Annotated in this window: 27 protein-coding genes; 14 read left to right on the top strand and 13 right to left on the bottom strand. The window is 56.4% G+C overall.

Features of this window, described 5'->3' with window-relative positions:
- The first annotated feature begins 497 nt into the window (after positions 1 to 497).
- Entirely contained in the window at positions 498 to 1,937 is a 1,440-nt protein-coding gene (gene nhaD, locus JOD69_RS05625; RefSeq protein WP_086133019.1) for a sodium:proton antiporter NhaD, read from the top strand.
- Positions 1,938 to 2,031: 94 nt separating this feature from the next.
- On the opposite strand, the gene JOD69_RS05620 is transcribed toward nhaD, so the two are convergent.
- Positions 2,032 to 2,340: a hypothetical protein gene (locus tag JOD69_RS05620; RefSeq protein ID WP_240506761.1), complete on the bottom strand. Its 309-nt coding sequence runs from the start codon at positions 2,338 to 2,340 to the stop codon at positions 2,032 to 2,034.
- Between the two features lie 242 nt (positions 2,341 to 2,582).
- On the opposite strand from JOD69_RS05620, the gene JOD69_RS05615 reads away from it, so the two are divergent.
- The 3 genes from JOD69_RS05615 (at position 2,583) to JOD69_RS05605 (ending at position 3,488) form a co-directional block, all read left to right on the top strand.
- Entirely contained in the window at positions 2,583 to 2,954 is a 372-nt protein-coding gene (locus tag JOD69_RS05615) for a cupin domain-containing protein (protein WP_245245478.1), read from the top strand.
- A gap of 15 nt (positions 2,955 to 2,969) precedes the next feature.
- Positions 2,970 to 3,245, top strand: coding sequence for a cupin domain-containing protein (locus JOD69_RS05610; RefSeq protein ID WP_086133021.1), 276 nt, complete (start codon positions 2,970 to 2,972; stop codon positions 3,243 to 3,245).
- A gap of 84 nt (positions 3,246 to 3,329) precedes the next feature.
- Entirely contained in the window at positions 3,330 to 3,488 is a 159-nt protein-coding gene (locus tag JOD69_RS05605) for a hypothetical protein (protein ID WP_166642451.1), read from the top strand.
- Positions 3,489 to 3,950: 462 nt separating this feature from the next.
- On the opposite strand, the gene JOD69_RS05600 is transcribed toward JOD69_RS05605, so the two are convergent.
- The 4 genes from JOD69_RS05600 to JOD69_RS05585 all read right to left on the bottom strand — a co-directional run bounded on the left by JOD69_RS05600 (position 3,951) and on the right by JOD69_RS05585 (position 7,262).
- Positions 3,951 to 4,637, bottom strand: a complete 687-nt coding sequence (locus tag JOD69_RS05600) for an HAD family phosphatase (RefSeq protein WP_156879879.1) — start codon at positions 4,635 to 4,637, stop codon at positions 3,951 to 3,953.
- Complete coding sequence (locus JOD69_RS05595) at positions 4,634 to 4,912, bottom strand: hypothetical protein (protein ID WP_077730970.1); 279 nt, start codon at positions 4,910 to 4,912, stop codon at positions 4,634 to 4,636. Before JOD69_RS05595 ends, JOD69_RS05600 begins: the two co-directional genes overlap by 4 nt.
- 129 nt (positions 4,913 to 5,041) lie before the next feature.
- Positions 5,042 to 6,004, bottom strand: coding sequence for a nucleotidyltransferase domain-containing protein (locus JOD69_RS05590; protein WP_156879880.1), 963 nt, complete (start codon positions 6,002 to 6,004; stop codon positions 5,042 to 5,044).
- Between the two features lie 7 nt (positions 6,005 to 6,011).
- A complete protein-coding gene (locus tag JOD69_RS05585; protein WP_086133024.1) occupies positions 6,012 to 7,262 on the bottom strand; it encodes a multifunctional CCA addition/repair protein in 1,251 nt (416 codons plus the stop codon).
- 68 nt (positions 7,263 to 7,330) lie between these two features.
- Between JOD69_RS05585 and JOD69_RS05580 the strand changes: the two genes are divergently transcribed.
- The 8 genes from JOD69_RS05580 (at position 7,331) to JOD69_RS05545 (ending at position 16,073) form a co-directional block, all read left to right on the top strand.
- Positions 7,331 to 8,137, top strand: a complete 807-nt coding sequence (locus JOD69_RS05580; RefSeq protein WP_086133025.1) for a sulfite exporter TauE/SafE family protein — start codon at positions 7,331 to 7,333, stop codon at positions 8,135 to 8,137.
- Between the two features lie 91 nt (positions 8,138 to 8,228).
- Positions 8,229 to 8,516, top strand: a complete 288-nt coding sequence (locus tag JOD69_RS05575; RefSeq protein ID WP_077730974.1) for a SelT/SelW/SelH family protein — start codon at positions 8,229 to 8,231, stop codon at positions 8,514 to 8,516.
- A gap of 397 nt (positions 8,517 to 8,913) precedes the next feature.
- The gene (locus tag JOD69_RS05570; RefSeq protein ID WP_086133026.1) at positions 8,914 to 9,474 is read left to right on the top strand and encodes a GspH/FimT family pseudopilin; all 561 of its coding nucleotides are present in this window, start codon (positions 8,914 to 8,916) and stop codon (positions 9,472 to 9,474) included.
- Positions 9,474 to 9,941 (top strand): type IV pilus modification protein PilV, encoded by a 468-nt coding sequence (pilV, locus tag JOD69_RS05565; RefSeq protein ID WP_077730976.1) that lies wholly within the window; start codon positions 9,474 to 9,476, stop codon positions 9,939 to 9,941. Before JOD69_RS05570 ends, pilV (JOD69_RS05565) begins: the two co-directional genes overlap by 1 nt.
- A gap of 2 nt (positions 9,942 to 9,943) precedes the next feature.
- Positions 9,944 to 11,041, top strand: coding sequence for a PilW family protein (locus JOD69_RS05560; protein ID WP_086133043.1), 1,098 nt, complete (start codon positions 9,944 to 9,946; stop codon positions 11,039 to 11,041).
- On the top strand, positions 11,038 to 11,571 hold the full coding sequence (locus JOD69_RS05555) for a PilX N-terminal domain-containing pilus assembly protein (protein ID WP_086133027.1): 534 nt from the start codon (positions 11,038 to 11,040) through the stop codon (positions 11,569 to 11,571). The genes JOD69_RS05560 and JOD69_RS05555 overlap by 4 nt, the downstream gene beginning before the upstream one ends.
- Before the next feature lie 14 nt (positions 11,572 to 11,585).
- A complete protein-coding gene (locus tag JOD69_RS05550; protein ID WP_086133028.1) occupies positions 11,586 to 15,608 on the top strand; it encodes a PilC/PilY family type IV pilus protein in 4,023 nt (1,340 codons plus the stop codon).
- 12 nt (positions 15,609 to 15,620) lie between these two features.
- Positions 15,621 to 16,073, top strand: a complete 453-nt coding sequence (locus JOD69_RS05545; protein ID WP_077730979.1) for a type IV pilin protein — start codon at positions 15,621 to 15,623, stop codon at positions 16,071 to 16,073.
- Positions 16,074 to 16,863: 790 nt separating this feature from the next.
- On the opposite strand, the gene JOD69_RS05540 is transcribed toward JOD69_RS05545, so the two are convergent.
- From JOD69_RS05540 to JOD69_RS05510, 7 genes are all read right to left on the bottom strand, one after another.
- The gene (locus JOD69_RS05540; RefSeq protein WP_280858611.1) at positions 16,864 to 17,301 is read right to left on the bottom strand and encodes a type IV pilin protein; all 438 of its coding nucleotides are present in this window, start codon (positions 17,299 to 17,301) and stop codon (positions 16,864 to 16,866) included.
- Positions 17,302 to 17,311: 10 nt separating this feature from the next.
- Positions 17,312 to 20,698, bottom strand: a complete 3,387-nt coding sequence (locus JOD69_RS05535; RefSeq protein ID WP_086133045.1) for a PilC/PilY family type IV pilus protein — start codon at positions 20,696 to 20,698, stop codon at positions 17,312 to 17,314.
- Positions 20,699 to 20,721: 23 nt separating this feature from the next.
- Positions 20,722 to 21,237 carry a PilX N-terminal domain-containing pilus assembly protein gene (locus JOD69_RS05530; protein ID WP_077728340.1) on the bottom strand — a complete coding sequence of 172 codons (516 nt, stop codon included), beginning with the start codon at positions 21,235 to 21,237 and terminating at the stop codon, positions 20,722 to 20,724.
- Positions 21,234 to 22,274: a PilW family protein gene (locus JOD69_RS05525; protein ID WP_077728339.1), complete on the bottom strand. Its 1,041-nt coding sequence runs from the start codon at positions 22,272 to 22,274 to the stop codon at positions 21,234 to 21,236. The genes JOD69_RS05530 and JOD69_RS05525 overlap by 4 nt, the downstream gene beginning before the upstream one ends.
- A complete protein-coding gene (gene pilV, locus JOD69_RS05520) occupies positions 22,271 to 22,831 on the bottom strand; it encodes a type IV pilus modification protein PilV (protein WP_168183704.1) in 561 nt (186 codons plus the stop codon). The genes JOD69_RS05525 and pilV (JOD69_RS05520) overlap by 4 nt, the downstream gene beginning before the upstream one ends.
- Before the next feature lie 136 nt (positions 22,832 to 22,967).
- Entirely contained in the window at positions 22,968 to 23,489 is a 522-nt protein-coding gene (locus JOD69_RS05515) for a Tfp pilus assembly protein FimT/FimU (protein WP_210023812.1), read from the bottom strand.
- A gap of 244 nt (positions 23,490 to 23,733) precedes the next feature.
- Complete coding sequence (locus tag JOD69_RS05510; protein WP_133716313.1) at positions 23,734 to 24,045, bottom strand: hypothetical protein; 312 nt, start codon at positions 24,043 to 24,045, stop codon at positions 23,734 to 23,736.
- A 285-nt stretch (positions 24,046 to 24,330) separates the two neighbouring features.
- On the opposite strand from JOD69_RS05510, the gene JOD69_RS05505 reads away from it, so the two are divergent.
- Together JOD69_RS05505 and JOD69_RS05500 are read left to right on the top strand one after the other, a co-directional pair.
- Complete coding sequence (locus tag JOD69_RS05505) at positions 24,331 to 24,531, top strand: hypothetical protein (RefSeq protein WP_086133031.1); 201 nt, start codon at positions 24,331 to 24,333, stop codon at positions 24,529 to 24,531.
- Positions 24,532 to 24,622: 91 nt separating this feature from the next.
- Positions 24,623 to 24,853 (top strand): acetyltransferase, encoded by a 231-nt coding sequence (locus JOD69_RS05500; RefSeq protein ID WP_086133032.1) that lies wholly within the window; start codon positions 24,623 to 24,625, stop codon positions 24,851 to 24,853.
- A 32-nt stretch (positions 24,854 to 24,885) separates the two neighbouring features.
- On the opposite strand, the gene nfi is transcribed toward JOD69_RS05500, so the two are convergent.
- Positions 24,886 to 25,548: a deoxyribonuclease V gene (gene nfi / locus JOD69_RS05495; protein WP_077728351.1), complete on the bottom strand. Its 663-nt coding sequence runs from the start codon at positions 25,546 to 25,548 to the stop codon at positions 24,886 to 24,888.
- Positions 25,549 to 25,558 lie beyond the last annotated feature (10 nt).

The raw sequence follows: 25,558 nt of genomic DNA, 5'->3' as shown, positions 1-25,558 counted from the left end.
ACCTACGAACCGGTGCCGCGAAGTAGGTCGGGAATCCTTTCCCGACGCCACGGCCCGGCTAACGGATTCGTCGGCAAGGGATGGCCGACCTACGAACCGGTGTCGCGAGTAGGTCGGGAATCCTTTCCCGACGCCACGGCCGGGCCAGCGGCTTCGTCGGCAAGGGATTGCCGACCTACGAACCGGTGCCGCGAGTAGGTCGGGAATCCTTGCCCGACGGAGCTGTCTTCAATCGTGCCCATCCAATCGCAAACGTCGCTTTAGCCGCGACCTTCCAATCGCAAACGGGCCTTTAATCGGCCCCTTCCCTGCCGGAATGTTGGCCCGAGGTTTTGTGTAGATATCCCGGCTCCGGGGAGCCGGGGCATAAAACACATGCTCGGACTCGGAAGCGGCAAATGCTACCATTCTCTACTGAAACACTAAGAATTGTTTGACGCCGCGCTGTTGGCCAGACGCGGCGTGGTTTTTCGCACCGGAAGAAAAAAGGTTCTCGAATGGTTTTGAAGCAGAAGATTTTACTGGCGTTTTTTTTGGCGATCTTTCCGCTCGCTGCCCTGGCCATCCCGGCTGAAGGTCAAGCTTTGGATCTGACCGGGCATTTTGTCGGCTATCTGGCGATCGCCGCGTTCGTGCTGGCTTATATCTTCGTCGTCTTGGAAGAAGTCACGGAACTCAAAAAATCCAAACCCATGATGCTGGCGGCGGCGATCATCTGGGCCGCGATCGCCGTCGTCTACAACCTGCAAGGCCAGCCGCAGCTCGCCGAAGACGCGGTGCGGACCTTGGTGCTGGATTACGGCGAACTGCTCCTGTTCCTGATCGTGTCGATCACGTACGTCAATGCGCTCGAGGAACGGCAAGTATTCGAGGCTGTCAGGGCCTGGCTGGTCAGCAAGGGTCTCGGTTATCGCTCATTGTTTTGGATCACCGGGATTCTGGCCTTTTTCATCTCCTCCATCTCGAACAATATGACCACGGCGATGTTGATGACCGCCGTCGTAATGGCCGTCGGCAAGGATAACCCGCGCTTCGTCGCGTTATCCTGCGTCAACACCGTGGTCGCCGTGAATGCCGGCGGCGCATTCTGCCCTTTCGGCGACATCACGACGCTGATGGTTTGGCAACAGCATAAAGTTACTTTCTGGGGCTTTTTCGTGCTGTTCGTTCCGGCGGTCATCAATTTCGTGCTGCCCGCCGCCATCATGCATTTCGCGATACCGGACGCGCGCCCGGCCGAAATCAAGGATGTCACCAAAATGAAGCGGGGCGCCAAACGGATCGTCGCCTTGTTCCTGCTCACCATCGCGACTGCCGTCGTGTTCTCCAATATCCTGCATTTGCCCGCCGCGGTGGGAATGATGGCAGGTTTGACGTATATCCAGTTCTTCGGCTATTACCTGCACATCACCCATCGAGAAGAACCCGAGGTGCCGACCGAGCTATTGGAAAGGCACGAGGAGGAAGAAGAGGCAGAAGCCCTACCTGGCGAAGAGCGGTTCGATATCTTCCAGAAATTGGCACAGCTGGAGTGGGACACGCTGCTTTTTTTCTACGGCGTGGTGCTGTGCGTGGGCGGACTCGATTTTCTGGGCTATTTGGGGCACGTCTCGCAGTATCTCTACGGCGAATTGGGAGCGACTCCGGCGAACATTCTGGTAGGCATCGCCTCGGCCTTCGTCGACAACATCCCGGTCATGTTCGCGATCTTGTCGATGAACCCGGATCTCTCTATGGGACAATGGCTTTTGGTAACCCTGACCGCCGGAGTCGGCGGCAGCTTGCTGTCGGTCGGCTCGGCGGCGGGCGTCGCGCTCATGGGGCAGACGCGAGGCGCCTACACGTTTTTGAGTCATTTGAAGTGGATGCCGGCAATCGCGCTCGGCTATGCGGGCAGCATCGTCGCCCACTTCTGGCTCAATGCCGCGCTGTTCTGAATGGCGTTAAGCCTACTAGTTTGCGTCGGGAAAGGATTCCCGACCTACAAAGCGGCACAATCGTAGGTCGGCAATCCCTTGCCGACAAATCCGTCTAAAAAGACGTCTCGAACGGCTTCCGGCCCTTTTTCATCATGATCCCGTAACGGAACAGCACCGCGCAGATCGCTCCGGCCAGAATCGCCGTGACATCCATGCCGATTCCCAGCCAAAAGCCGTGTGTATGAAACGACTCGCCCAGTAGCGAGCGGAGCACGACTTGCATCCAAAACAGGAAACCGCCGTAATAAACGATGACCCCGGCTATGGCCCAAGCCAATGCGGGCAGATTCAACCGTTGAGCGGTTTGATAGAACCAAACCGCGATCGCCAAGATGACGATCATCGATAATGCCGCAATCATAGTTGTAGTTGCCTCCCGTTCGATTTTTTCGGCACTCTATCAAACCGGACAGCGGGCGTGAAGAAATGGAGGCGACCACCAGAGCACCCTGTGCAAAAATTTTGTGCAATCGTGTGCAGCCCTTATGTCATCGGGTCTGGAAGAAATTGTTCTAGGCTTTTGCAGAACTTTATCCACAGATTTTGTGAATAAGTGTTTCATTAGAGTGACAGCCATCGTTGCCTCTAAAGGAATTTTTCAGAATGCTCGAACTGCCTGAAGCATCGATGACCGCGTTACTGGCCGACCTGCCGGAGGACTTGCCCGAGGAAAAATTCGAAGTTCTGCTGGAAACGCCGGCTTTCCGGCTGGAGCGGATTCTTTCCAAGGGACATGCCACACCGGAAGGACAATGGTACGATCAGGACTGGGACGAATGGGTGCTGCTGCTTCAAGGTCAGGCAAGACTCGCGATCGAAGGGCGGAATGGCGAAACGTTTTTGCACCCCGGCGATGCCCTTTTGCTTCCGGCCCATTGCCGTCATCGCGTAAACTGGACTCTGCCGGATACGATCACCGTATGGCTGGCTTTGCACTATGGCCGAGGCTCTACCTCGAAACCGATCACCAAATGAATAGGAGAGTACGAGATGAGCGATATCCGTATCGAAAAACAAGTCGGCGAAGACCGGCTCAAATCGCTGGGCGTACGGCAATGGCCGGTGTGGAGCAAGGAACCGTCCGAATTTCCGTGGACTTACGACGAGACCGAAACCTGCTATCTCTTGGAGGGCCGCGTGATCGTGACGCCTGAAGGCGGCGACCCCGTGGAATTCGGCAAGGGCGATCTGGTGACCTTCCGGACCGGCCTGCAGTGCACCTGGAAAATCCTCGAAACCGTGCGCAAGCACTACAACTTTTCTTGAGACCGGCTCGGGAACCGATCCTGTTCGGAGCGGTCTGAAGGGCGAGCCGGTATCCGGCGAAGACATTCAAACGAGAGCAACACCATGAGCAAGAAAACCAAGCGACCTCAGATCCCCCAGACCAATCCCGTCGCCAAATATGCCGGGAAGTTCAACCGAGCCGCCACGTTCCGCGACGGCCGCACCTATACCCGCAAGCTCAAACACAAAGGCCAGGAGCCTTTTCCGATCCGCGCCGCCTGATCGGAAAAGGCTCTTGGATGGAGAAACAGCACGTCGGGAATCCCTTCCCGACCGACCGGCTGACACGGCCGTAGGTCGGCAATCCCTTGCCGACAAAGCCGCTGGCCCGGCCATGGCGTCGGGAAAGAATTCCCGACCTACCGAGTAACACCGATCGATCGGTCGAGCGGCAAGGCGACCGAACGTTGCCATGGTGGGTTACGGCGCACGCGAAGCATAGTGTTCTACGGCCAGCCTATACCGGAGTGCGCCTAACCCACCCTACGAAATCCCGGTTTCCGTCGTTACACCAAAGCGAAAAATGACCCGTGGTAGGGCGGGTTAGGTGCGCCGTCACGCAACCTGCGTGTAGCCCAGCGAGTCTGGCGCGCACCGTAACCCGCCAAACGAGCGGCAAGGCCACCAAGGAAAAAAGCGCATGGAACATTACTCGCGCTCCCGTCCCTGTGGAAACTTTTCCTCTCATCCGGTTGTTTCCAGCAACTGGGCCAGATCTAGCAAGCTAGGAAAGCTGAGCGCCGCCCACTTCGACAGTTTCCGGCGGATTTCGTGGCGCCGTTGAATCAGAACCGGAACAGTTCCCGCCGCACGGGCCGCTTCCAAGCCGGTTTCCGAGTCCTCCAGCACCAGGCATAGGTCCGGCGGAACATTCAAACGTCTCGCCGCATCGAGAAAGAGGTCGGGCGCCGGTTTCCCCCGTTCGACCTGGTCGCGGGTCACGACAACCTGAAAGGTCTTTTCCATACCCGACAGCCGCAGGCACTCCCATGCATACGGACCGTCGCTGTTGGTAGCCAGCGCATAGGGAATCGCCCGGTGTCGCAGAATAGCGAGCAGCTCTTTCAGGCCCGACATCGGCCCTATGCCGTGTTCGTCGAGATAGCGCCGCCAGTGGCGTTCGGCGGATTCATGAAACGACCTGCGATCGAACGCATCGCCAAGTGCAGTCTTAAGCGCCCGTTCCACGTCATCGGCATGGCGGCCGAACAACCCAAGGCAGAATTCTTCGCTCAGATCGAAGCCCAGATCGGCCGCCGCCGAACGCCAGGCGTGGCAATAAGTCGATTCGGTGTCTAGGGCCAGACCGTCCATGTCAAGAATGACCGCCCGGAAATCGGGAAGCGCCGACCGCGCACGGGCAAAAGTCATCGGGCCTGCTTGAGCATGACCAGGTTGCGAAACAGCGCAGCGCCCAAAGCGCCGAGCAGGGCGCCCGACACCTCCATCATGATGCCGGCGGTCGCGCTGTAATACGTGAATGACCCGCCCAGCAAAGGCTTGAGGATGGCGTACATCCAGATCGCCTTGATTCCGTAGTAGACGATCAAAGCGCCGACGATCCATTGCAGCACGTTGAGGTTGAGACGCAGCGCCGTGCGATAAAACCATATGCAAACCAGCACCGAAATGACGCCACCGATCATAATTTTCTCCTCCGAGTTCGTGAAAAACCCCCGTGCGACGGTTCTTTCGCGATCTCTATATATCGATAATTGGTTTAAGGATGCAGGGGCGGAAATGTAACAAACGCAATGACGTTTGCCTATTCGGATTCAGGGCGTTCGCCGCTCGGACACCACCTTGATATACTCCCCCGCAGCTTCTCGGCTGGAGCCCACTACGATGCGCCGCTGCCCCGAGTGCGATTCTTCCAGCAGACCCGAAATCTCGACGGTTTCTCCGGTCAGGGCCTGGCCCGCATAGGTGTGGGTAAAACTGACCGCTTCCGTGAGCTCGGGATGCGTCAATCGGTACACGGCCGGATAGTCGAACGCGTATGCCGCATCCGCTATTTGGGCCCGAAGCAGGATCGGCCCCAACTTGCGGACGGGGCCCGATGCTTTGGACGGTAGTTCGTCCACCAATGTGATATCGAACTTCGTCCCGTCGATCAGCGCCTTGTTCAACTTGCGCCGCTCGTGCCAGAGAAATTCCTCGAACGTGAGCGCACAACCGCGCCGGTCATAGGCGTCGCGCCATGCCGCATCGTCCAGGTCTTGCAGTTCTCCGGCCTCGATCAAGCGTCCGACGATCTCGCGAGCCTCGAAAAACGCTTCACGTCCGTAGATGACGAAATCGAGATCGGACGTCGGCGTTTGCGCGCCGATCAACAAAGAGCCGGTCAAACCGACCCGGCCCAAGTCCAGCCCGCAGGCACCGAATTTTTGCAGCAATCGAATCGCTTTCCGCTCGATTTCGTCTCGTGGCACCGAGTTCAGCAAATCTTGCACGCGATCCCGCGGGCGGTGATGGCGGCGTATGTTTTCCTGCGGCACGGCATGAAGTCGTGCGTCCAGCCGCTTCGACGAAAACAGATACCGGGGCGCCCGAGCTTGCAGGTAAGCATTGGCTTCGTCAGTGCCCATTTTGGCGAGCTTTCCTCCGATCGGCGCGTATCGGAGAAAACAGAGCACGCGATCATCCTCGAGCATCCCGTCCACGACGGCGAAAATCAGCCCTTCGTGGGTTTCGATGAAATCGCGCGGCTGATAAATGTCGGCAGGTTTTGGATTCATTGCCACGCTACATTCGACCGGAATTTCGGCTTTCCAAAAATTGCCGCCGACACGACTTCACGGCGTCGATCCGCTGCCGGCGCAGCTCTCGGCCCAGACTCTCTCCTTTGAATCCTTTCTCCAACAGCGGTTGAACCGGAATCGCCAGAGCTGTTTCCCGCGCCGTCCGTAGCCATTCGGCTTGCGGATAAGGCCGATTCTCGAAACCGGGGCGGCCCTTGGCATCGGCTTCGCAGGCGAGAAGAAAACCCTCCATGGAGGCATGGGCTCGGAGCGCATCGAGCCGCTGCAACAAATCCACCACGGTCGCGGGGCGCAGTTCGAGCGCCCGGTGACAATGGCCGTGGTAGCGCATCACTTTTTCAGCCAGCTTGCGGTAGGCATTGGGCACCTTCAGCCGCAGGCAAAGGTTCTCCAATGCGCCAAGCCCGAGTTTTTCGTGGCCGTGGTGCTTCGGCCACAATTCCTTGGGCGTCAGTCCTTTGCCCAAGTCGTGAGTCAGGGCGGCGAAACGCACTACCGGGTCGGGACTCAGCCGGACCGCCTGGTCGAGGACCAGCAAGGTATGAATACCGGTGTCGATCTCCGGATGATGCTCGGCGGGCTGCGGGACACCGAACAGCCGGTCGATTTCCGGGCACAGCCTGGCCAATGCGCCGCACTCCCGCAGGACCTCGAAAAAAGCTCTGGGAGTCGGCTCGGACAGGGCACGGGCGAGTTCCGCCCAAACCCTCTCCGGCACCAGAGCGTCCACTTCGCCGGTGGCCACCATGCTCCGCATCAGATCGGACGTTTCCGCCGCCACCCGAAAACCGAGCTGCGCGAAACGGGCAGCGAAGCGGGCCACTCGGAGGATGCGCACCGGGTCTTCGCCGAATGCCGGCGAAACATGGCGCAGAATCCGGTCCTTGAGATCCCGTGCGCCGCCATAGGGATCGACGAGCCGGCCTTCCTCGTCCAGGGCCATGGCGTTGATGGTCAGGTCGCGGCGGAGCAGATCCTGTTCCAGCGTCACGTCCGGCTCGGCATGAACGACGAAGCCTCGGTAGCCCGGCGCGGTTTTCCGCTCCGTGCGGGCGAGCGCGTATTCATCACGGGTCTCTGGATGCAAGAACACGGGAAAGTCCTTGCCGACCGGTTTAAAACCTCGGGCAATCATGCTTTCCGGCGTTTCGCCCACGACCACCCAGTCGCGTTCCTCCACCGGTCGCCCGAGCAGGCTATCCCTTACGGCGCCGCCGACAAGATAAGTTTTCATGGATTTTTAGCTTGGACCCCGGTTCCTGTTAGCATACGGCCCCTATTTTAAACGCGGATGAGCAGCGCATGTGGGAAGAACTGGGACTGTACCTGGCTTTCGGCAGCCTGGCCGGCGTGTTGTCCGGCTTGTTCGGGATCGGCGGAGGGGTCGTGATCGTGCCGTTTCTGGTCTGGTTTTTTTCAATACGGGGCTTTCCACCGAATTCCGTCATGATCATGGCGGTGGCGACTTCGCTTGCTACCATCGTCGTCACGTCCGTTTCAGCGGTTTATGCGCACCACCGTCTCGGTGCCGTGCGCTGGGATACGGTATCCCGGCTGTCGCCCGGCATATTGATCGGCTCCGTTATCGGTTCGATCATCGCCGACCGATTGCCGGCACATTGGTTTAAACTGATTTTCGCGCTTTTTCTGCTTTATGTTGCCGCTCGTCTTCTAATCGATGTGAAGACTAAAAGCGATCAAAGTCGAACGCCGAGCGGGTGGCTATATTCAGCCGCCGGCTTAGGGATAGGCGCGGTTTCTTCCATCCTCGGGATAGGTGGCGGGACACTGAGCGTGCCCTTTCTCGTCAGATGCCATTTTCCGATCCGAAACGCCGTCGCCATCTCCAGCGCCTGCGGTTTTCCCATAGCGGTCGCCGGCTCTCTGACCTATATTGCCCTGGGTTGGGAAAAACCAGTGTTGCCGGCTTGGAGTCTAGGCTATGTTTACCTGCCCGCCTTTGCTGGCATCGTGGCGACCAGTATTCTGTTCGCGCCGCTCGGCGCTGAACTCGCGCATCGTCTACCGACGCGGAAACTCAGGCGAATGTTCGCGATCGTCGTACTGATCGTGGGAGTCAAACTGTTTTGGCAGGCCATTCAACCCTGAATCTGAATTTAAGTGCCGTAGGTCGGCCATCCTTTGCCGACAAACCCGCTGCGTCGGGAAGGGATTTCCGACCTACAAAGAGAGAGAAACTATGACCGCAAAACCCCGCATCGAAATCGAATACTGCACTCAATGCCGCTGGCTGCTGCGCGCAGCCTGGCTGGCGCAGGAACTTCTGACCACGTTCGAGGAGGAGATCGGCGAAGTGGCGCTGATTCCCGGCACGGGCGGAGTATTCGAAGTGCGCCACGGGAACACGGTGCTATGGTCCCGAAAGGAAGAAGGACGCTTCCCCGAAGCGAAAGAGCTTAAACAGCGGGTAAGGGATGAAATCGTGCCGGGAAAAGACCTCGGCCATTCAGATAAGGAGAAAAAATAGGCTCCCGTAACAACATCCGCAAACGATACCTAACCGGAAACACGAGAAACTACGTCTAATGTTTCGCTCCAAATATTTCCGGGACTGAAAGCGCCGGCAAGATTTTCAGCAATGTCTCCTAAAAGGCTCTTGTTCAAGTATGCAAAGGGAGACATGGCTGGACAAACATAACAAAGTCACAAAGTACACTACACTTCTTCAAGAAATCACAATTGTGTGACAGCCGTCATACAACGTTCGATCCGGACGCACTAGATTTAGGCGTATCCGGAGCTCGGAGCTCCACTCCCTTTTCTCGATAAAGTCGCAGGCTATCGCTACGACAGCTCCCAGGGTGATCGGCGCTGCCGACGGATGGATTTTCAAGACACGGGAATAGTTTCCAAAGGTGCTTCAAATGATGGTGTGGAGCAAGCATCGGCCACTCCGAGCTGCAAGAAAATCACGGGGGGTCACATTGATCGAACTGCTGGTGACGGTGTCGGTCCTGGCTATTCTGTCGTCTATCGCTGTGCCCAGTCTCCAGAATTTCACGAATACTAGCCGTGCCGTCGCCCTAACCAACGAACTTGTGGCAGCGCTCAACTTCGCCCGTTCCGAGGCGATCAAGCGCGGCGTCGCCGTAACGATCTGTAAGACCGCCAATCCCGATAATGCAAGCCCCACCTGCACGACTGATGGCAGTTGGCAAAGCGGTTGGCTGACATTTACCGACCCGACCAATCGAGGCACTGTGAATGACGGCGAAACCCGCCTACGGATCAAGCAGCCGACCGGCGGTACCGGCACCATCGATGGCGGCACCGAATTCGGCAACTACATCACCTATCTTCCCGGTGGGGATTATCTCGGCAACGGTGGATCGAACGGAACGCTGACCGTGTGTGTGGGCGGCGTCAAACGCGATATTACCGTGAAAAACACTGGCCACATCCACATCGAAAAAGGAACTTGCTAATGAAGCGCAGAAACGTTTCGAAAGGCCGATTCGGCCTAAAGGCGGGGCAAAAAGGCGTTAGCATGATCGAAGTGCTGGTGACTATGGTTGTCATCGCATTGGGCCTTTTGGGACACGGCAGACTGCTCGCCACCACTCTCAATCACAACAACTCGGCTTATATGCGAAGCCTTGCGACCATGCTGGCTTATGACATAGCCGAGAGCATGCGCGCCAACCGCGCCGCCGCGATAGGCGGCAGCTATAACGTTGCGGTCGGCAGCAGCCCCAGCGGCGGCACCGTGGCGGGCGACGATCTGGTCTCATGGAAAAACCGGCTATCCGAGTTGCTTCCCGCTGGAGACGGCTCCGTCACCGTCGACATTCAGGGCAACACTACCATCGTCATCCAATGGGACCAAAAAGAGGATCGCGACGGCGACGGCAATAACGATCTGATATCCCTGACAACCCAGACCGATCTTTAGCCATGCGCACTCCCATTTTCGCGATGACGGTACCGCCGAACTCCTGCCGAGGCGTGACCCTGATCGAGCTGATGATATCCCTGACAATCGGCTTATTGCTGACCGCCGTTCTCGGCTACGCATTTCTGGGCAGCCGACAGGCTTTTCGTACCACGGACACGCTGTCCCGCATGCAGGAGAGCGCCCGCTACGCTTTCGAACGCATCTCCTCCGACATCCGCATGGCGGGATTCACGGGTTGTTCGTTCTCCACGATGGCCAATGTGCTCAACACCGCAACGGATTGGGACAAAGATCTGTTCGGCTTCCCGCTGGTGGGTTATGAGGACACGGCAAATCCCACCTACCCGAACGGTGTCTCCGGCAACGTATTGAGAGGTGACGCGCTGACGGTATTGCGGGCAGACAATTCTCGCGAGTGGGTCGTAGTCCATCCCCCCGGGCATAACGCAAGCGCCGCGACCATTCCGGTAGCCCCCACCCATAACATCCAACCGGGAGAAATCCTGGTCATTACCGACTGCCGGCATGCCGCCGTTTTTCAGATGACCGGCCCGGCCAACATCGGCAACAACTCGAATCAAATCAACCATACTACCGGGAATTCCACCGCCCCCGGCAACTTCACGAAGTGCTTTGGTATCGGAACACCATCAGATCCGATGTGCGGCAGCGCCAACAGCCAACTTTATACCTACGCCCCTGGATCGAGGATTCTGCGCCTCAGTGCCGCGACCTATTACATCCGTACCAACGATGCGGGTGAACCCGCGCTCTACCGCCAAAGACTCATAGCCAGCGGCGGCAATGCCGCCACCACGGCGGAGGAAATGGTGGAAGGCGTGCAGGACATGCAAATTCAGTATGGAGAGAATACCGATGGAGCTCCCGGCGTCGATACCTACGTCACGGCCGATGGGGTTACCAACTGGACGAATGTTCTGAGCATACGCATCAGCTTGCTGATGGTCAGCCTTTCGGATGAAAGCATCACTACCGCCCCCCAAGCGTATACCTACAACGGAGCCACGATCACACCGACCGACCGGCTTTTGCGCAAGGCTTTCACCACCACCATCTCCGTAAGGAACCGACTATGACCAGGCGGTTTGAGAATGGCGCCGGCTTGCCTAGAAGGCAACGAGGCATCTCGCTCGTGATGGCGTTGATCTTTCTGACCATTCTGATGCTGTTGGGCACCAGCGCTACGCTGAACACCAATCTTCAGGAACGCATGGCGGGCAACACCCGCAATCGCGATTTGGCTTTTCAGGCCGCCGAAGCCGCCCTGAAGGACGCCGAAACCACCCTGACGGCTTGGCGCACCTTGATGTTCGACGGCAGCGTGGACGGCCTTATTACTTATGACGCTACCCATGGTAACGACGCCGACTACTGGGGCAGCACCGTCAATCTGGACAGCTTGGTCGACGCCAACTATGCCAATTGGTCAAGCTATCGCAGTCCCGCCCAGCAACTGAGCCAGGTTGCCGAACAGCCGAGATACATCATCGAAAGAATGCCCAATGTCGCGGCCACGGAGTATTACCGCGTCACCGCGCGCGGCGTCGGCGGCGATCCTAACGCGGTAGTGATTTTGCAAGCTCTTTACACGTATACGCCACCTTGAAACGGAGAGGCAACATGCATCAATCCGCCAAAGCCATCCGCCTGACTTCGTTGTCTTTGGGGCTGCTCGCTTCAGGCTGCCTGGATTTGTCTGCGTACGCGGCGCCTTTGACGCTGTCCGATCAGCCGCTTTTTCTAACCGTTCCGGTCGCGCCGAATCTGGTCGTCACACTAGACGATTCACTCAGTATGCCGTCCGCGGCCGTGCCGGACAGTATCGAGGCAAATCAGGCGACCAATCGTTTCAAGTCGGCCTATTTCAATGCCCTTTATTACAACCCGGCCATTACCTATCCGCCGCCGCCGAAGTACAACGGAACCAGCAATGACTGCACGCTCAGCAGCGCCCCAGCAGCCATGTGCTACCCCAATATTTCGTTTACCGCCGCTCCGATTAACGGTTTCGACACGTCACGCGGAACGGTGAACCTTGCAACCAATTATTGGGCAACGAGACAGTACTCGCCACAGAACACGAACCAGACTAACGCCGGCTCTCCGAATGGGAGCAGCGACCGCGGATACTACGGTTCAAACACAAGCATTACCTACAACTATGGACCTTCCACCTGCCAGGTGGATTTCGACAACAACAGCAGCAACGACCGGATACATATCGATTCCGGATGCTCGGGTATCTTCGCTAATCTTGCATCGGGGGCATCGCTTACGGTTACCGGTTCTTCCCGGGATGGGACCTATACGGTCACCAGCGTCAACAGTTCACAGCAGTACATTTACGTCGGCAATCGCTGGTCCAATGATCTCAACAACCAAACGGGCGTAAGCCTTTCCTGGACGCTCGACACTACGGCAAACACTTACCCGGCCTATTACTACCTTTTTTATACGCAAGCCGGCGTCCCCAGACCAGCCGCTTGCACTCCTACCGCCTCCGGCCAGAAGGACGATGATGATTGCTACGTGAAAGTGACTGTCGGTTCGGCGTCGGACACCTTTGCGGGCACAGCGGAACAAAAGGAACAGAACTTCGCCAACTGGTACTCCTATTACCGCACCCGGAACCTGGCTACGGTGTCCGGCGCAATGCGCGCTTTTGCAGGCCTGGATGGCGAGGTGCGCGTGGCATGGCAAGATCTAAATAACTCGGGCATTACGTGCAATACGTTCGGGACAAATTGCGAGGGGTGGGATGGCAGCACCACAGACAATCGAATTCGACGATTGAACGCTACGCTCCCGAATGGGAAGACTCATAAGCAGGAGCTTTACGACTGGCTTGCCCGTTTTCCGGTTGCTGGAAGCACTTATTTGCGTACAGCCGCCGTCCGTGCCGGTGATTACTTTACGGGAGCCATCAACATCAACCATCCTTTGGCAGACGACCCGCAAATCCGGGACAAGCCTCTCAATCCTGACGGAACGGTAAGAGGTTATGATGCCTGCCGTCGAAACGTCCATCTGTTGATGACCGATGGAGGGTGGTGCGGAGATTCGGTAACCGTCGGCGACTTGAACAGCTCCGGGGTTACCCTGCCCGAACCCATGCCGACCTCGGGCGGTGGAACCACTTCGAGCTGGACCCCGGGCCCCCCTTACAGGGATTACCAAAGCAACAATCTGGCGGATATCGCGTTCAAGTATTGGGTTACCGATCTTCAGTCAGGTCTAGATAATAATGTCCCCGCGAGTTTCAAAGATCTTTCCGGCGATGCGGCGGCTCAGTGGCTCAACCCCAAGAATGATCCGGCGACTTGGCAGCACCTGAATACCTTCATCATTGGACTCGGCTTGGGTACGACGATGAGCGGCACCCCGGTATCCGGCACGGGAACGTACCCGATATGGGGCGGCAGCACCTTCGCTGGGGACTATTCCAAATTGGCCGAGGGTGCTAGCTGCCCCAATCCTCCAACGAGCTCGAGTTCCGGCTCACCCTATTGTTGGCCTTACACTCAGACCAGCGAATCTTGTCCTCCGAGCGACCTGAATCAGCAGCGCAAAGTATACGATTTGTGGCATGCCGCCATTAGCAGTCGGGGAGAGTTCTTCAGCGCGGAGAACGCTCAGGATGTCGTGGATGCATTCAATTCGGTCGTGAATGCCGTTACAGCAGCAAATCCTTCTTTCGCGGCACTGGCCGCAAATTCCACCAGCATTCAAAGCGGTGCCGTACTTTTCCAAGCCCGCTTCGACACTAGGGATTGGCATGGCCAGCTCATCGCCTATCCGGTACAGGGCGACGGCAGTGTCGGTTCGCCCTATTGGGATGCCGCCACAATTCCCGCTCCGGGTTCCCGGAACATCTTCACCTGGACCGGTGCTTCAGGCCAAAGCTTCAGCGACTGTACCAACCTTAGCGCCTCACAGAAGGCGGTTCTGGATACTGACTCCAGCGGGGTGGTGGACAATCTCTGTAGCGATCGGCTTAATTGGCTGCGGGGCAGCCATAGCGACGAGCAACGGAATGGCGGTGCCTTTCGGAATCGGGTAGCAAGCATTGTCGATATCGCCGATTCGGACGGGGACGGCAATCGGAGCGAATCGGTCAATGTCGAATGGTGGCTGGGCGACATCATCGATTCCGATCCGGCTTTCGTAAAAGCAGAGGACTACGGTTATAGCGAAGGCACATCGGCGTTGGCGGAACCGGAAAGATCCTCATATTCAGCATTTGTAAGCGGTAAATCGTCGCGCACCCCGGCCGTATACGTAGGTGCAAACGACGGCATGCTGCACGCTTTCCGAGCTGATGTCGGGAGCGCCGATTCCGGCAAGGAACTATTCGCTTATGTTCCAGCGGGAGTTTACGACAATCTCAGCAAGCTCACTAACCCGGCCTATACACATAAATATTTTGTAGACGGTTCGCCTCAGGTAAGTGATGCCTACTTGTCAGGCGATTGGAAAACCGTATTGGTTGGAGGACTTGGCGCTGGGGGTAAATCGATCTACGCTCTGGATATCAGCGATCCTGACGGCTTTAACGCCAGTAACGTGCTGTGGGAATACTCGGATGCGACCGATTTGGGTTATACCTTCAGTCAGCCACAGATCGCCAGACTAAATAACGGTCAATGGGCGGCTATTTTCGGCAACGGTTACAACAGCGCCTCGGACAAGGCCTTTCTGTACGTGGTGAATCTGAGTAATGGGTCTCAGATCGCAAAGATTGCCGCAGGCGACAGCACCAGCAACGGTCTCTCCACCCCGGTTTTGTACGATGCCAACAACGACAAAATCATCGATTATGCCTACGCCGGCGATTTGCAGGGCAACCTCTGGAAATTTGACCTGAGCGCTTTGACGCTGGCCAACGGCGGAAATCCGTTGTTCACGGCGACAAACGCGAGCGGTCAGGTTCAGCCGATCACGGTTCAGCCCGTAATCGGCGAGCATCCAAACGGCGGCGTACTAATCTACTTCGGAACCGGTCGCTATCTGACCAGCACCGATCCGTCCAATGACGAAGTCCAAAGTTTTTATGCCATTTGGGACAAACCCGGCGAGACCGGAACTGTGCCCCGCGATGATGACCATATCCAAGCTCAGACGATCACTGCCGAAACAGTGCAGTTCAGCTTCGGCCAAAGGGAAACCAGCAATAACACTGTAGATTGGGGCAGCAAGCGCGGCTGGTATCTCGATTTAGTCCCGCCTAGCGGCGCCGCTGGCGAGCGCGTGATTTCACGAGCTTTGCTGAGATACGAGCGCATCATCTTCGTTACCCTCATTCCGTCCACCGATCCATGCGTTGCCGGAGGAGATAGTTGGCTCATGGAGCTGGACGCCGTGACCGGCGGGCGTTCCAGCATTTCTAACTTCGACTTCAACGGGGACAATGTTTTCGACGACGCGGATAAGTTGGCTAGCGGCAACGTTTCTTCCGGAATAAAGTCGACGGTGGGCATCACCGAAACCCCGACGTGGTTACAGAGCGAAACTCCCGGCGTGGCATATAAGGAATTATCAGGCACCACGGGCAATATCATGAGCATCAAGAATCGGGGGCCTTCAGATGACGAAGGTGGCGGCAGCGGGACCATAGAACGGAAATATTGGATGCAAATCCAATAGGAGTAACGCGAGATGAACTCCCAGACGACGCCAAGAGGGTTCACGCTGATCGAACTGATGATCACCGTGGCTATAGTGGGTATCTTGGCAGCCATCGCTCTGCCAGGCTATCAAGAATATGTCAAACGTGCGGCCCGATCCGAAGCAAAGTCTGACTTGCTGGAAGATGCGCAGTTTCTCGAGCGTCTGTTCACGGAAGCGAATTGCTACAATTCCGGTACTGATCGAATTTGCGGCGATGCGAACGACGGAAACCCGATGTTGCCGGTAATTCAATCTCCACGGAATGGAACTGCGAAATACAACATCACCGTTGCTGCTGGTGCAACAACATTTACTTTGACAGCAGCTCCGGCAAGCGGCAGCACCATGGACGGTGACGCATGCGGTTCGTTCACGCTGAATCAGCTTGGACAGAAGGGACTTACGGGCGCATCGAAAACTGTCAGCGAATGTTGGAATTAACCCTGAACAGGCAGCTCTCTGAAGGTTTCACTACCGCCTCTTTCCAATTGTGAGCAATTTGCCAATCAGGCGTAAAATTTACAGCGTTTCTCACCACTGTTCACCGGCGTTCACTCAGAAGCCGCCCCGCGCCCTCTAATGGACGCTGAGATGAGTAGTCGTCGGCAATCCGTTGCCGACGACGTTGTCTGTGAAACGGCCAATTCCTCAGTGCATCTTCCGGTTTGGCGTAGCGGTCCAGGGGATAGTAGATAGTGGGTTGGGAATCCTTTCCCGACGCAACGGCCCGGGAAGCGGCTTCGTCGGCAATGGATTGCCGACCTACTCCACTGGGCAGCTCACTCGCTTTGCCAAGAACCGTTTGCATCCCCGATCATGGCGCAGCCGGTAATAGTCGTTGAGGTCGCGGTAATCGCAACACCAGCGTAGAGTCATCGGGCAGTTAGACTTCGACCACGCGCGTTGTTCGGCCCATTCGCCACGGGCTTGGAGAATGGGAGGAGCCAATCGACTGCCGCACTAGCATCAACCCACTGCCGGAACTGATCACCCCGTCCGGAAACTAGCTTCAATCATCCAGCGCCCGAAGCGTCCTGATTCCATCGCGCTGCGGCAAGCTGACTTTGGCATCGGGACACGGCTCCCACAAAATCTACTTCTCTAATCTGATTTATGAGAGTTTAGCGGCTGTGCAGATATACTTAGCGAAATATTCGGTTTAGGAAATGGATAGGTTACGCTGAAGCATCGGCTACCCCCTACGAATTACTGGGCTGATGTCTGCAGCGGATCACCAGCAGTTAGCAACGGTTCCGGTTCCTGTAATTCCCTTAGCTCCCGAACTGCTTAACGTTAGATTGCCGCAAACGCCATCGCTTTGCTGGCTGCCTTGTCCAGTCGCCGTTAGTGAAAAGCATGTCGCGATCGGGCATGCCGCCGTAGCGGCAGCGATGCTGATCTGGTAATAACCTTCTTGAGAATTTGCCGGGTTAGCGGCATAGCCGAGTGCCATCATAGAGTTGGCATAAGTTTTATTGTCCAGATAGTACTGTTCCTGCTTGGCGGCGGCGGCCATCAAAGCGGCTTTGCCGTCCGAGCGCCGAGTTTTAATTACTTGGCTTTGATAGCTGGGAAAAGCGACCGCTGCCAGTATTCCCACCACGGCAACCGCGATCATCAATTCCATCAGGGTAAAACCCCGAATTTTTCGAATACCTTGCATCGTCATGATCGATCTCTCATTCCTTCTCATACCAGAATGTTTTCCAAATCGCCCTGCTTTCCAAGGGATGCCTGAACTCTTCTTCCGGTGGAATATTCCCTGGAGTAATAAATTGTTTTCCGCCCAATGACATGTAGATCGGATCGCTGGGGATGCCCGATCCGGTATCGACAGAACGCTCCTTCGTTTCACCGTTGGAATCATTGCTGGTGTCGAAGTCGTAAACGCCAGCCGCAGTAAACAGATTTACGACATAAGTATAGGCTTTGCCCTCCGCCGGTCCGCACGTCAGGTTGTCGTCTTCCCCAGAATCCCCCACGGGCACATAAGTGCTGAAGAATATTTTTCCGAAGAACGTCAACGGCGAAGCCAGAGACTTTTCGCCACCGTCCGCGCCAAGTCCAAGATTGATATACCACCCACAGTTACACGCATTGCTCGCCGTCGCCGCCGTGTCGGTCAAATTGTCGAGATTGCTCACCTGTTTTGTGGTAGACGGAGGATTTCCAGTGAGCGTGTTACGGTCCTTGAACATGTAAAACTGATTCTGAATATTAGTGTCCAGCGGATGTTCGCGGTCTCCGGAACCAATGATTACTGCGTCAAAGTTTCCGGTATTGTCTTTTGCCTGAACGAAATCTGGTCTGTGGAAGAACCGGCGGTCGGCTTGCCCTGCATGCCGTCCAACGGAAAGAATGGGTGATATCGTCCATTCCGCACGCTTATCGAGGTAAACCGGTGGATCGACTTCAGGATCCGGAGGGGGGGGAGCAATCAAATCCGCACGCCATATCACACCGCCGGTATCGCCAACCAGGATTCTATCGGTCAGCCCGTCGCTGTCTGTATCTACGGCGGTTACGCTGGAGGGTATGCTGTCCAGAAGATTGGCGTGCGCTCTGCATTGGGTCGCCGGAATGCTTCCGCACGTTTTGGCCGCTTTCCACACCAGAGCCCCGGTTTCGGCATCGACGATATAGATCGCGTTGCCCTCGCTATCGTTGGTGCCGGTTGCGGCATTATTGGAATCGGCGCCGCTTCGGGTGTCTTTATTGGCGTCGTACCCGCCCGCGAAGATCACGACGGGCTTCTCGCCGCTTCCCCAGTTCAAGCTGCCTACAACCGGATCGGAGAAGGTCCATCCCAAGTCGTCGAAATTACCGCCGCTGGTTTTGGAAATCGACCACAGCATTTTGGGATCGTCCGGGTCGCTGATGTCCAAAGCGTAATAAGCCTTGCCGCCGCGCCGCATACCTATGTAGGCCCAGACCTTTTCTCCCGATTCGATCGTACCGTCGCCGTCGGTGTCCTTCATATAGACGGCGGCCTTACCATCTAGCCCATACACATGCGGCGTAGCATCTGCATTCTCCGCTAAAAGTTTGAGGTTGCCGATCAGAGACCTCGGCATAAAAGCCCAATCCTCCACGCCGCTCGGCACTTCGGGCGAACTGCCGGAGGTCGAGTTGCGGAACATATGCAGATAGCCGTCGTTGCCCGCCAAGAGAATACGCACATCCTGCACCGTGTTCGAATAGCCCGCCGCCGTTCGCGCGCCGTAATTGATGGGTGTCGGCTTCGAATGCAAGGGATCGGCCATCAGCCAGGGCTTTTGGGGGCTCTGGCCGCTCGGCGTAGCGCTCGGCGTAGCCCATGGATGCACGTCCGAGATGCTCCCGTCGGCGTCCAGGTCGAACGGGTCGAGTCCGCGGGCGAACTTGAGAAGATCGATCGCCATGGTTTGATCCGTCGCGGAGGCGGTCGCGTAGCTGGCGGCGGTGGTCCAGCAATCCGTCGAAGGAGAACAGGATGTCGACTTGTTCGCGCCCCTAAGTTTAAGCTTGTCCCAGATTACGGAGACGCCAGCCGTCGTCGCATCATCCGCGTTCAGCGCGCGGAATGCGGTGGGCGTTCCGTTTGTATAGCTGTCCGGCTCGGTAAAAAGCTTTCGGGCGCCGGATGTATTGCTAGTGCCTGGACTGCCGCCCAGAAAACCGGGAATTTTTTGTCCGGCGCCACCACGCGAGACGCTACGGCCATCCTTGCCTGAAACTTCACCAATCTCCGTATCGGCCGCTACGACGTCCGCGCCACCGGCACTGGTCCAAAAGGTCAGAGCTTCGTTCTTGATCCGACCGTCGGTCGCCGAAATGGCCTCGTTGTCGTTCTGATCGAGAACCAGCAAATTTCCGGTGCTCTCGTCAACCGCCAGTTTCAGACGTTTGAGATTGCCGTTCCAGCGGGGGGTACCTTCCGGCTGGAACAAGGCATAAAACACATTTTCGAGCGTTTCGGTACGGTTGAAGACATTGACCGGAACGGCGGCGGATACGAAGGTCGTGCTGATGCTCAAAATTTGCTCAAAAACATCTTTAAACTGCTTGACCAGATCATCGGGATTGCTGCTCAAAGGCAGCGCCGCATTCGTACCGCCGGCCGACGCATAACCGTTGGTAGTTGTGTTGACCTTGGTCTGATCGACGAAGAAAAAGGAAGTGACATTTTGGACGTCTTCCAGATCCGGATTGTGTTGTCCCCAAGTTCCATCCGCCAAATCGGCATCGCGCATAAAGCGGATCACGGTCGAGAAGTTGTTGTTAGTGCCGGTGATGTTCAGCTGGTTCATGCCGCCGTTGGCCTTGGTCTCCCTGATTGCCAGATCCGAATCGGAATCCTGCTGGGACACCTGGAACATGATGTTGATGACGAAAATCTTACTGCATTGGGTCCCGGACAAAGGGCTAGTGTAGCGGTTTCCCGTTTCTATGGAGGTATCCCAACTGATGTCGGGATTATCAACGGGCAAGTTTTGCTGGTTGTTCGTGTCGTAATCGGTCCAGCCATTATGGCCGTTATAGATATCCTGGCCCGTCAAATAGCGGAACAGCTCGAAATAAAGCTCCTTTCCCTGAAACGAATGGGCAAGATTGCCTTGCGGCACCGGGATTTGAGCAAGCTTGTTGTGCAGACGGCTTGTGCCGGTATCGAAACCCAGCATCATATAGCCGCCGTTACTGCAACCGGTTCTGTTGGGGCCTTCGCAATTGTTGTTGTTGTTATGGTTGATCATGAGTCCGAACTTCACGCCGGTGAGCTGCGGCGCCAGATCGTCCGTCACTTTTCTCAAGACAGCCCGCAACAGCTCGAAAAAACTGACGGTGCCGCTAGCGGGAAGATAAGTCGTTCCCGTGCTTGGCGATACGGCCGAGCGGAGACTGTTGCACTCGCTGCCCTGACAAACAGTCGACCCCAAATTCGAGCGGTAATCTAGAGCAAACATCACCATGGGACTTCCGCCCTCGGTGTTTGCCGAGTTCAGATAAATATCGGTATCCTCGCCATGCGCGGGTTGCAGACTCAAAATGGCAATCAGAGAGGAGACCAAGACTGTTGCGAGTTTCATGGATGCACTCCGCGAGTTCTTTTTCATTTGGGTATGATCCGCATCAGTCCGGCGCCCAAACCGGCCGCGCCGCGTCCGACGCCTGTAGCATCGTATTGGCTTTCCCCCAGGTAATAAGCCGATGCGAACATGGCCGAGCTGGTAGCCAAAAGGCGGGGCGGCAAACCGGTACCAGGATTCTGGCGAGTAAGTCGTAATCTGCTGGTACCCGTGGCGCTGTCGTCGAATGGCGGAGCAGGAAGATCGATGTTGGTTTGGTCGCAAGCCGTTCCGTCCGCCTTGGTTTGGTTTGCCGTACAGAGGGCATAACCGACATTGCCGATGACCGGGAGCAGATCCGGATTATTGACGAGGTAATCGATAGCCGCTTGTGCTTGTTGAAATGCCGTCTCTTTATCTTCGGCATTACTGGCCATACGCAGCTCTTGAGTGCTCGTCCGCATCCCGGCCAATCCGACGATCGTCACCACCAGGAGAATCAGCAGCGACACCACTAAAGCGGCGCCCCTCTGAATGTGAAGATTACTGAAGTGCTTCATGAGGCGGTCGCTCCTTGCAGAAGGAGTTGGTATTGGGTATTTCGTAGTTGCACAGTGGTTGTGTACATCCGGCGGTAATAGTGATCGTTGAAGGCATTGCCGCCGTTAAGAATCCCATTGACACTCACATCGACACCTGAGTCGTATGCGCCGTCTCCATCCGCATCTACGAGCAAATAGGTCTTGTCGTCGGCGGGAGAGGAAAAATCCTGGTCTGAGCTGCGGACCAGCAAAGAGATGCGTGCGCTAACCGCGGTTTGCAGCTGCGTAGCGGAAGGGTTGGACAGATACCGATTCGGAATGCCGTCGCCGTCGGTATCGATACCGAATTCGACGTAGAGAAACTCGATGCCTTCTACCAATTCCCCTTCGCCTTGCTCGCTCATGGCACCATTTACAAGATGCTTCCGGCGCAGCCATGGAACTCCCGTGGTATCGTCGGTGGCGATGTAATACATATGGGATTGATATTCCCAGTCCTGCATTCCCGCGGGGGTTTGGGTAACGCCGTCCCGTGTCGCCAGAGTGCCGCCGGCTCCCACCGTGCTGACGTAGACGCCTGCAGGAGGTGTGCTGGGGTTCTGATAATTGACTCCGGAGACATGCTTGACGGCGAGAATATTAGTATTGGATTTATAGCTTGACCCGCTTGGGACACTGAACCAAGCGAATCTAGAAGTAGGAGCGGGCGCCGCTACGGAAGGTACGAAATAATCGATCGTCGATGCCAAGTTATAGGCCCAGGCGGCCCCGGTTCCCGCGGTCGAGGGCCCTGAGCTATCGATATCACTGCCGGAACCGACCACCCCTCCCCAGAAGCCCGTCATCGACAAATCGCGTGCCAGTAGTTGCAGAGCATAGCGTGCGCTTTCCTGCATTCGGGCGCTCCGCTCGTCCTGGTTATAACTCCCCTTGTTCTGAACAAACATGCTGGTGACGCCGGCGGTGACGAACAAGCCCAAGACCAGCGCCACCATGAGCTCGACCAAGCCGACGCCGGATTGCCTGAATGTGGTGGTATGTATCAATCTGCTCATGGTCCGATCCAGGTGGTGATGGATAAGATGCGGCGATAGCCGTTCGTGCCGCTCGGTCCGTCGTAACTTCCCTGGCCACAGGTGCTGGCGTTGACACCTTGATTGCTCCACGCTAAATCGGCCTGACCGCGCCACGCGATGGTAACCGTGTAGGTACCGGGCGTGCCGGTCGCCGGGCCGCTGATACACGTAGTTGGATTGACCAAGCCGCCGGTTTGATTGCCGTTCCGGGTTTCGCTGGCGCCATTCAAGGCATCCCAAAAATTCCGCAAGTCCAAGGCGGCAATTTGAGTAGAAGTGCAGCCGGCCGAGCAGTCCGGAGCGGCTGCGGGCGGAGTGGACGAATTGAATGTCTGTGTGCCGTTGGCTGTGACGTAATTGATTAAAGACGTGCCCGACGAATTCAACCTCATCCTTTCAAGCAGCTCGGTGGCCAAGGACGTGGCCAAAGTCCGCTGTACGGCCTCGTAACCCGACTGCTTGGCCTTGAGCTGAAGCGCGGCGATGCCGAGGACGCCTATGGAAAAGACCAAGACGCTGATCAGCACTTCCAACATGGAGAAACCTCCCATCCTTGCCAGGAGATGCCAAGGGCGCGAGTTTGCCGACTTCAATGGCATGCGGCCGTATTCGTAAATACGATCCGAACCGCAGAAAAAACTTATTCGAGAATCTAGTCGTTTCATATCGGTTTTAGTTACAGCTCAAGCTGTCTGTGGGTTCCCTAAGTCTTCCAGTGTTGGAAAGGACGCGGCCTTTGGCTTTGCTCGATCCCCGGCTGTCGCAAAAAATGAATGTGCCATTGAACCCGGCGGAAAAACCTCGTGCATCGAAGGTAACCCGACCCTCGCTGAAGGTAAGGGTGGTTCCAGAAGCCAGTGGCGGTTTTACCTGGAGCAGATTGTCGTCGCCGTCCAAAACCCCGTTGCGGTTGCGATCCGAGAATATTATCCAGCCGTCCGCCCATGCGGCACTGGAGTCGCAGTTGTTACCGCTTGTGTTTCTCTTGCATAGCGTCACCGGAATACCCCGCTTGATGGCTTCGCTTCTCGCAAGACCCACATCAGCTACCAGTTCGTTGATCTGTGTCGTCTGGCGATTATTAAGTATCGTCTCTCGAAAGCTGGGTACCCCGATGGTGAGTGTCACGGCAAGCACCGCTACCGCGACCATCAGCTCGATTAATGTAAAACCGTTTTCATGATCTGTTTTCATGCCGATAGTTATAGCAGCGCTTTTTCGCTGCATCGGCAGAAGCCGACAATCGGTAGGATTTATCCGACGAACGGCCGTGATGGAGCGGCGCGTTCAAAACAGCCGCAAGAAGAGGATAGGGCGGATTGTTGCCCTCCGATGATCAAAGGGATGCGCTCGAATTACCGAATTCAAGCGGATCTCTTGTTTTCGATGGGCTTTCGTGTGTGCCGAGGGAACTGAAGAAGAAAAGGTCGGGCAGGTGTTATTTCACGTGGAACGGCCTTCGAGACACCTTGAAAGGAAACAATCGGCAAATGGCGCGCGACAGCCAATTGCGCTTGGCAAGGCGTTGTTCGCGCGAGCGTTCGAATTCCGCGTTGAAGAAGGCTTTGGTGAGCTGTCCCGGCGTGGGAGTGTAACCGTGACGCGCCAGCCATGCGTCTCGGGCTTCCGCCAGAAGACGATAAAAGGCGATATCGTAAGCTGTATTAGCCTCGTAACTGAGTGGCTCGTCGTCGAAATGGATTCTCAGTTCATCCAGCCGCCGGCGGAACCACGCAGTCAGTTCATTCAAGGTGTACTCGTCGGATACCGGCATCTTTGCGAACCCGTTTCGTCTGTCAGTGTAATCACTAAGATTTCGTTACGGCCGATGAAGTTCAGCCGGCGCCCCGTCCCGGTGCGCACCTAACTCACCCAGCAAACCTCGGAGTACCGGGGAAAAACGTGGATTGCCGCGGGCTGGAGCCAGTCCTTAAGCCACTTAGCGGAGAAACGACGTCGACTGCGTCCAATTGTCGCTTCTAGGTTAAAGTTTGCCCGAGAACTTTCTCATTCAACTTTATAAGTTCGCTCAGCCATGAACACAGAAGAAATATTCAAACGATTGCGTATCGGCTTGTCGCTGGTAGTTGGATTTTTTACCGGCAAGTTTCTCGCGACCACCATGCAGCATCATGCGTCGGAGTTTTTTATCGGCGGTTTCGGGGTAGGCGTCGTTTTGACGCAGTTGGTTTACCGGGGCATCGAATCTCTTTGGGGCGGCGAACGTTCCGAGTGATTGCATCGCGCCCAAAATCGCTCTACAGTAGAATTCAATCCACGGATGACGAGCCTTTAAACGAATTCATTCCTGAGAGGAGACATGTGCCATGTTTCTCAAACTGAAAAAGAATGGACATCTGGTCGAGGTTCTCGGTCTCAACGATTTGGTCAATCCGATACATAAAAACATAGTCGGGCGCTTGCATTGGGGCGAGGAGATGCAGGATCCGGAAAAATTCCCGAAGACCGAATTGGTATTTCCGTCAGGCGAAGAGCTTCCGGTTTGCTGGACGGATGTCCACTATCGGGACAAGGAACTCCCCGCAAGTAAACCGTAAGAGCACGCGGAGCTACGAGAATTTCGCATTCGTTATCCCGAAGCGAGGCGGTGTGCATGCCGCGTCGTTTCGGGCAAGCGGTAACGCTTAGTGCAGCGCATTACCCATTCGACGGCCGTCTGCAAAGCGACACGGTGGCCGGGCGAGATGTAAACCGGCTTGACGCCCTGCCTCGTCCTTAACACGGCTCCGATGGTCTCCCCTTTGTCCAAAAGGGGAACCCAAGCGCCGCGCCGGTCTGGAACGCCGTCATGAACACCCAAGAGCCGTGTCTTTCCGACGCCTATCGTCGGGATATCGGTTAGTACCCCCAAATGACAAGCTATGCCCAAGCGGCGAGGATGCGCATAGCCTTGACCATCGACCAGCATCAAATCCGGCAGGTCTCGCAAAGCTTGCAAGGCATCCAAGATGGCTGGAATTTCCCGGAAGGATAGAAGGCCCGGAATATAAGGAAACGAAGTCGGCCGCCTCGCGACGGCGCTATCGATCAACTCCAGCTCGGGGAAACTCAACTTCGCCACGGCAGCTCGCGTGACAGTGCCCCCTTCTTCGAAACCGACGTCCACCCCGGCTACGCATCGGACCGTTTCCGGTAATTCGTCCTGCAAACTGACGAGGTTTCGCAGCCGTTTCTGAATGGCGATCGCTTCTTGCGGTGTGACATCCCAGGGGTGTTCGTGTCGTAGCTTCAACTTCAACGTC

This window comes from Methylocaldum sp. RMAD-M (assembly GCF_017832375.1).
GTDB lineage: Bacteria > Pseudomonadota > Gammaproteobacteria > Methylococcales > Methylococcaceae > Methylocaldum.
The sequence above is the reverse complement of the archived record's forward strand: the minus strand, read 5'-3'. Positions and strand labels throughout refer to the sequence as shown.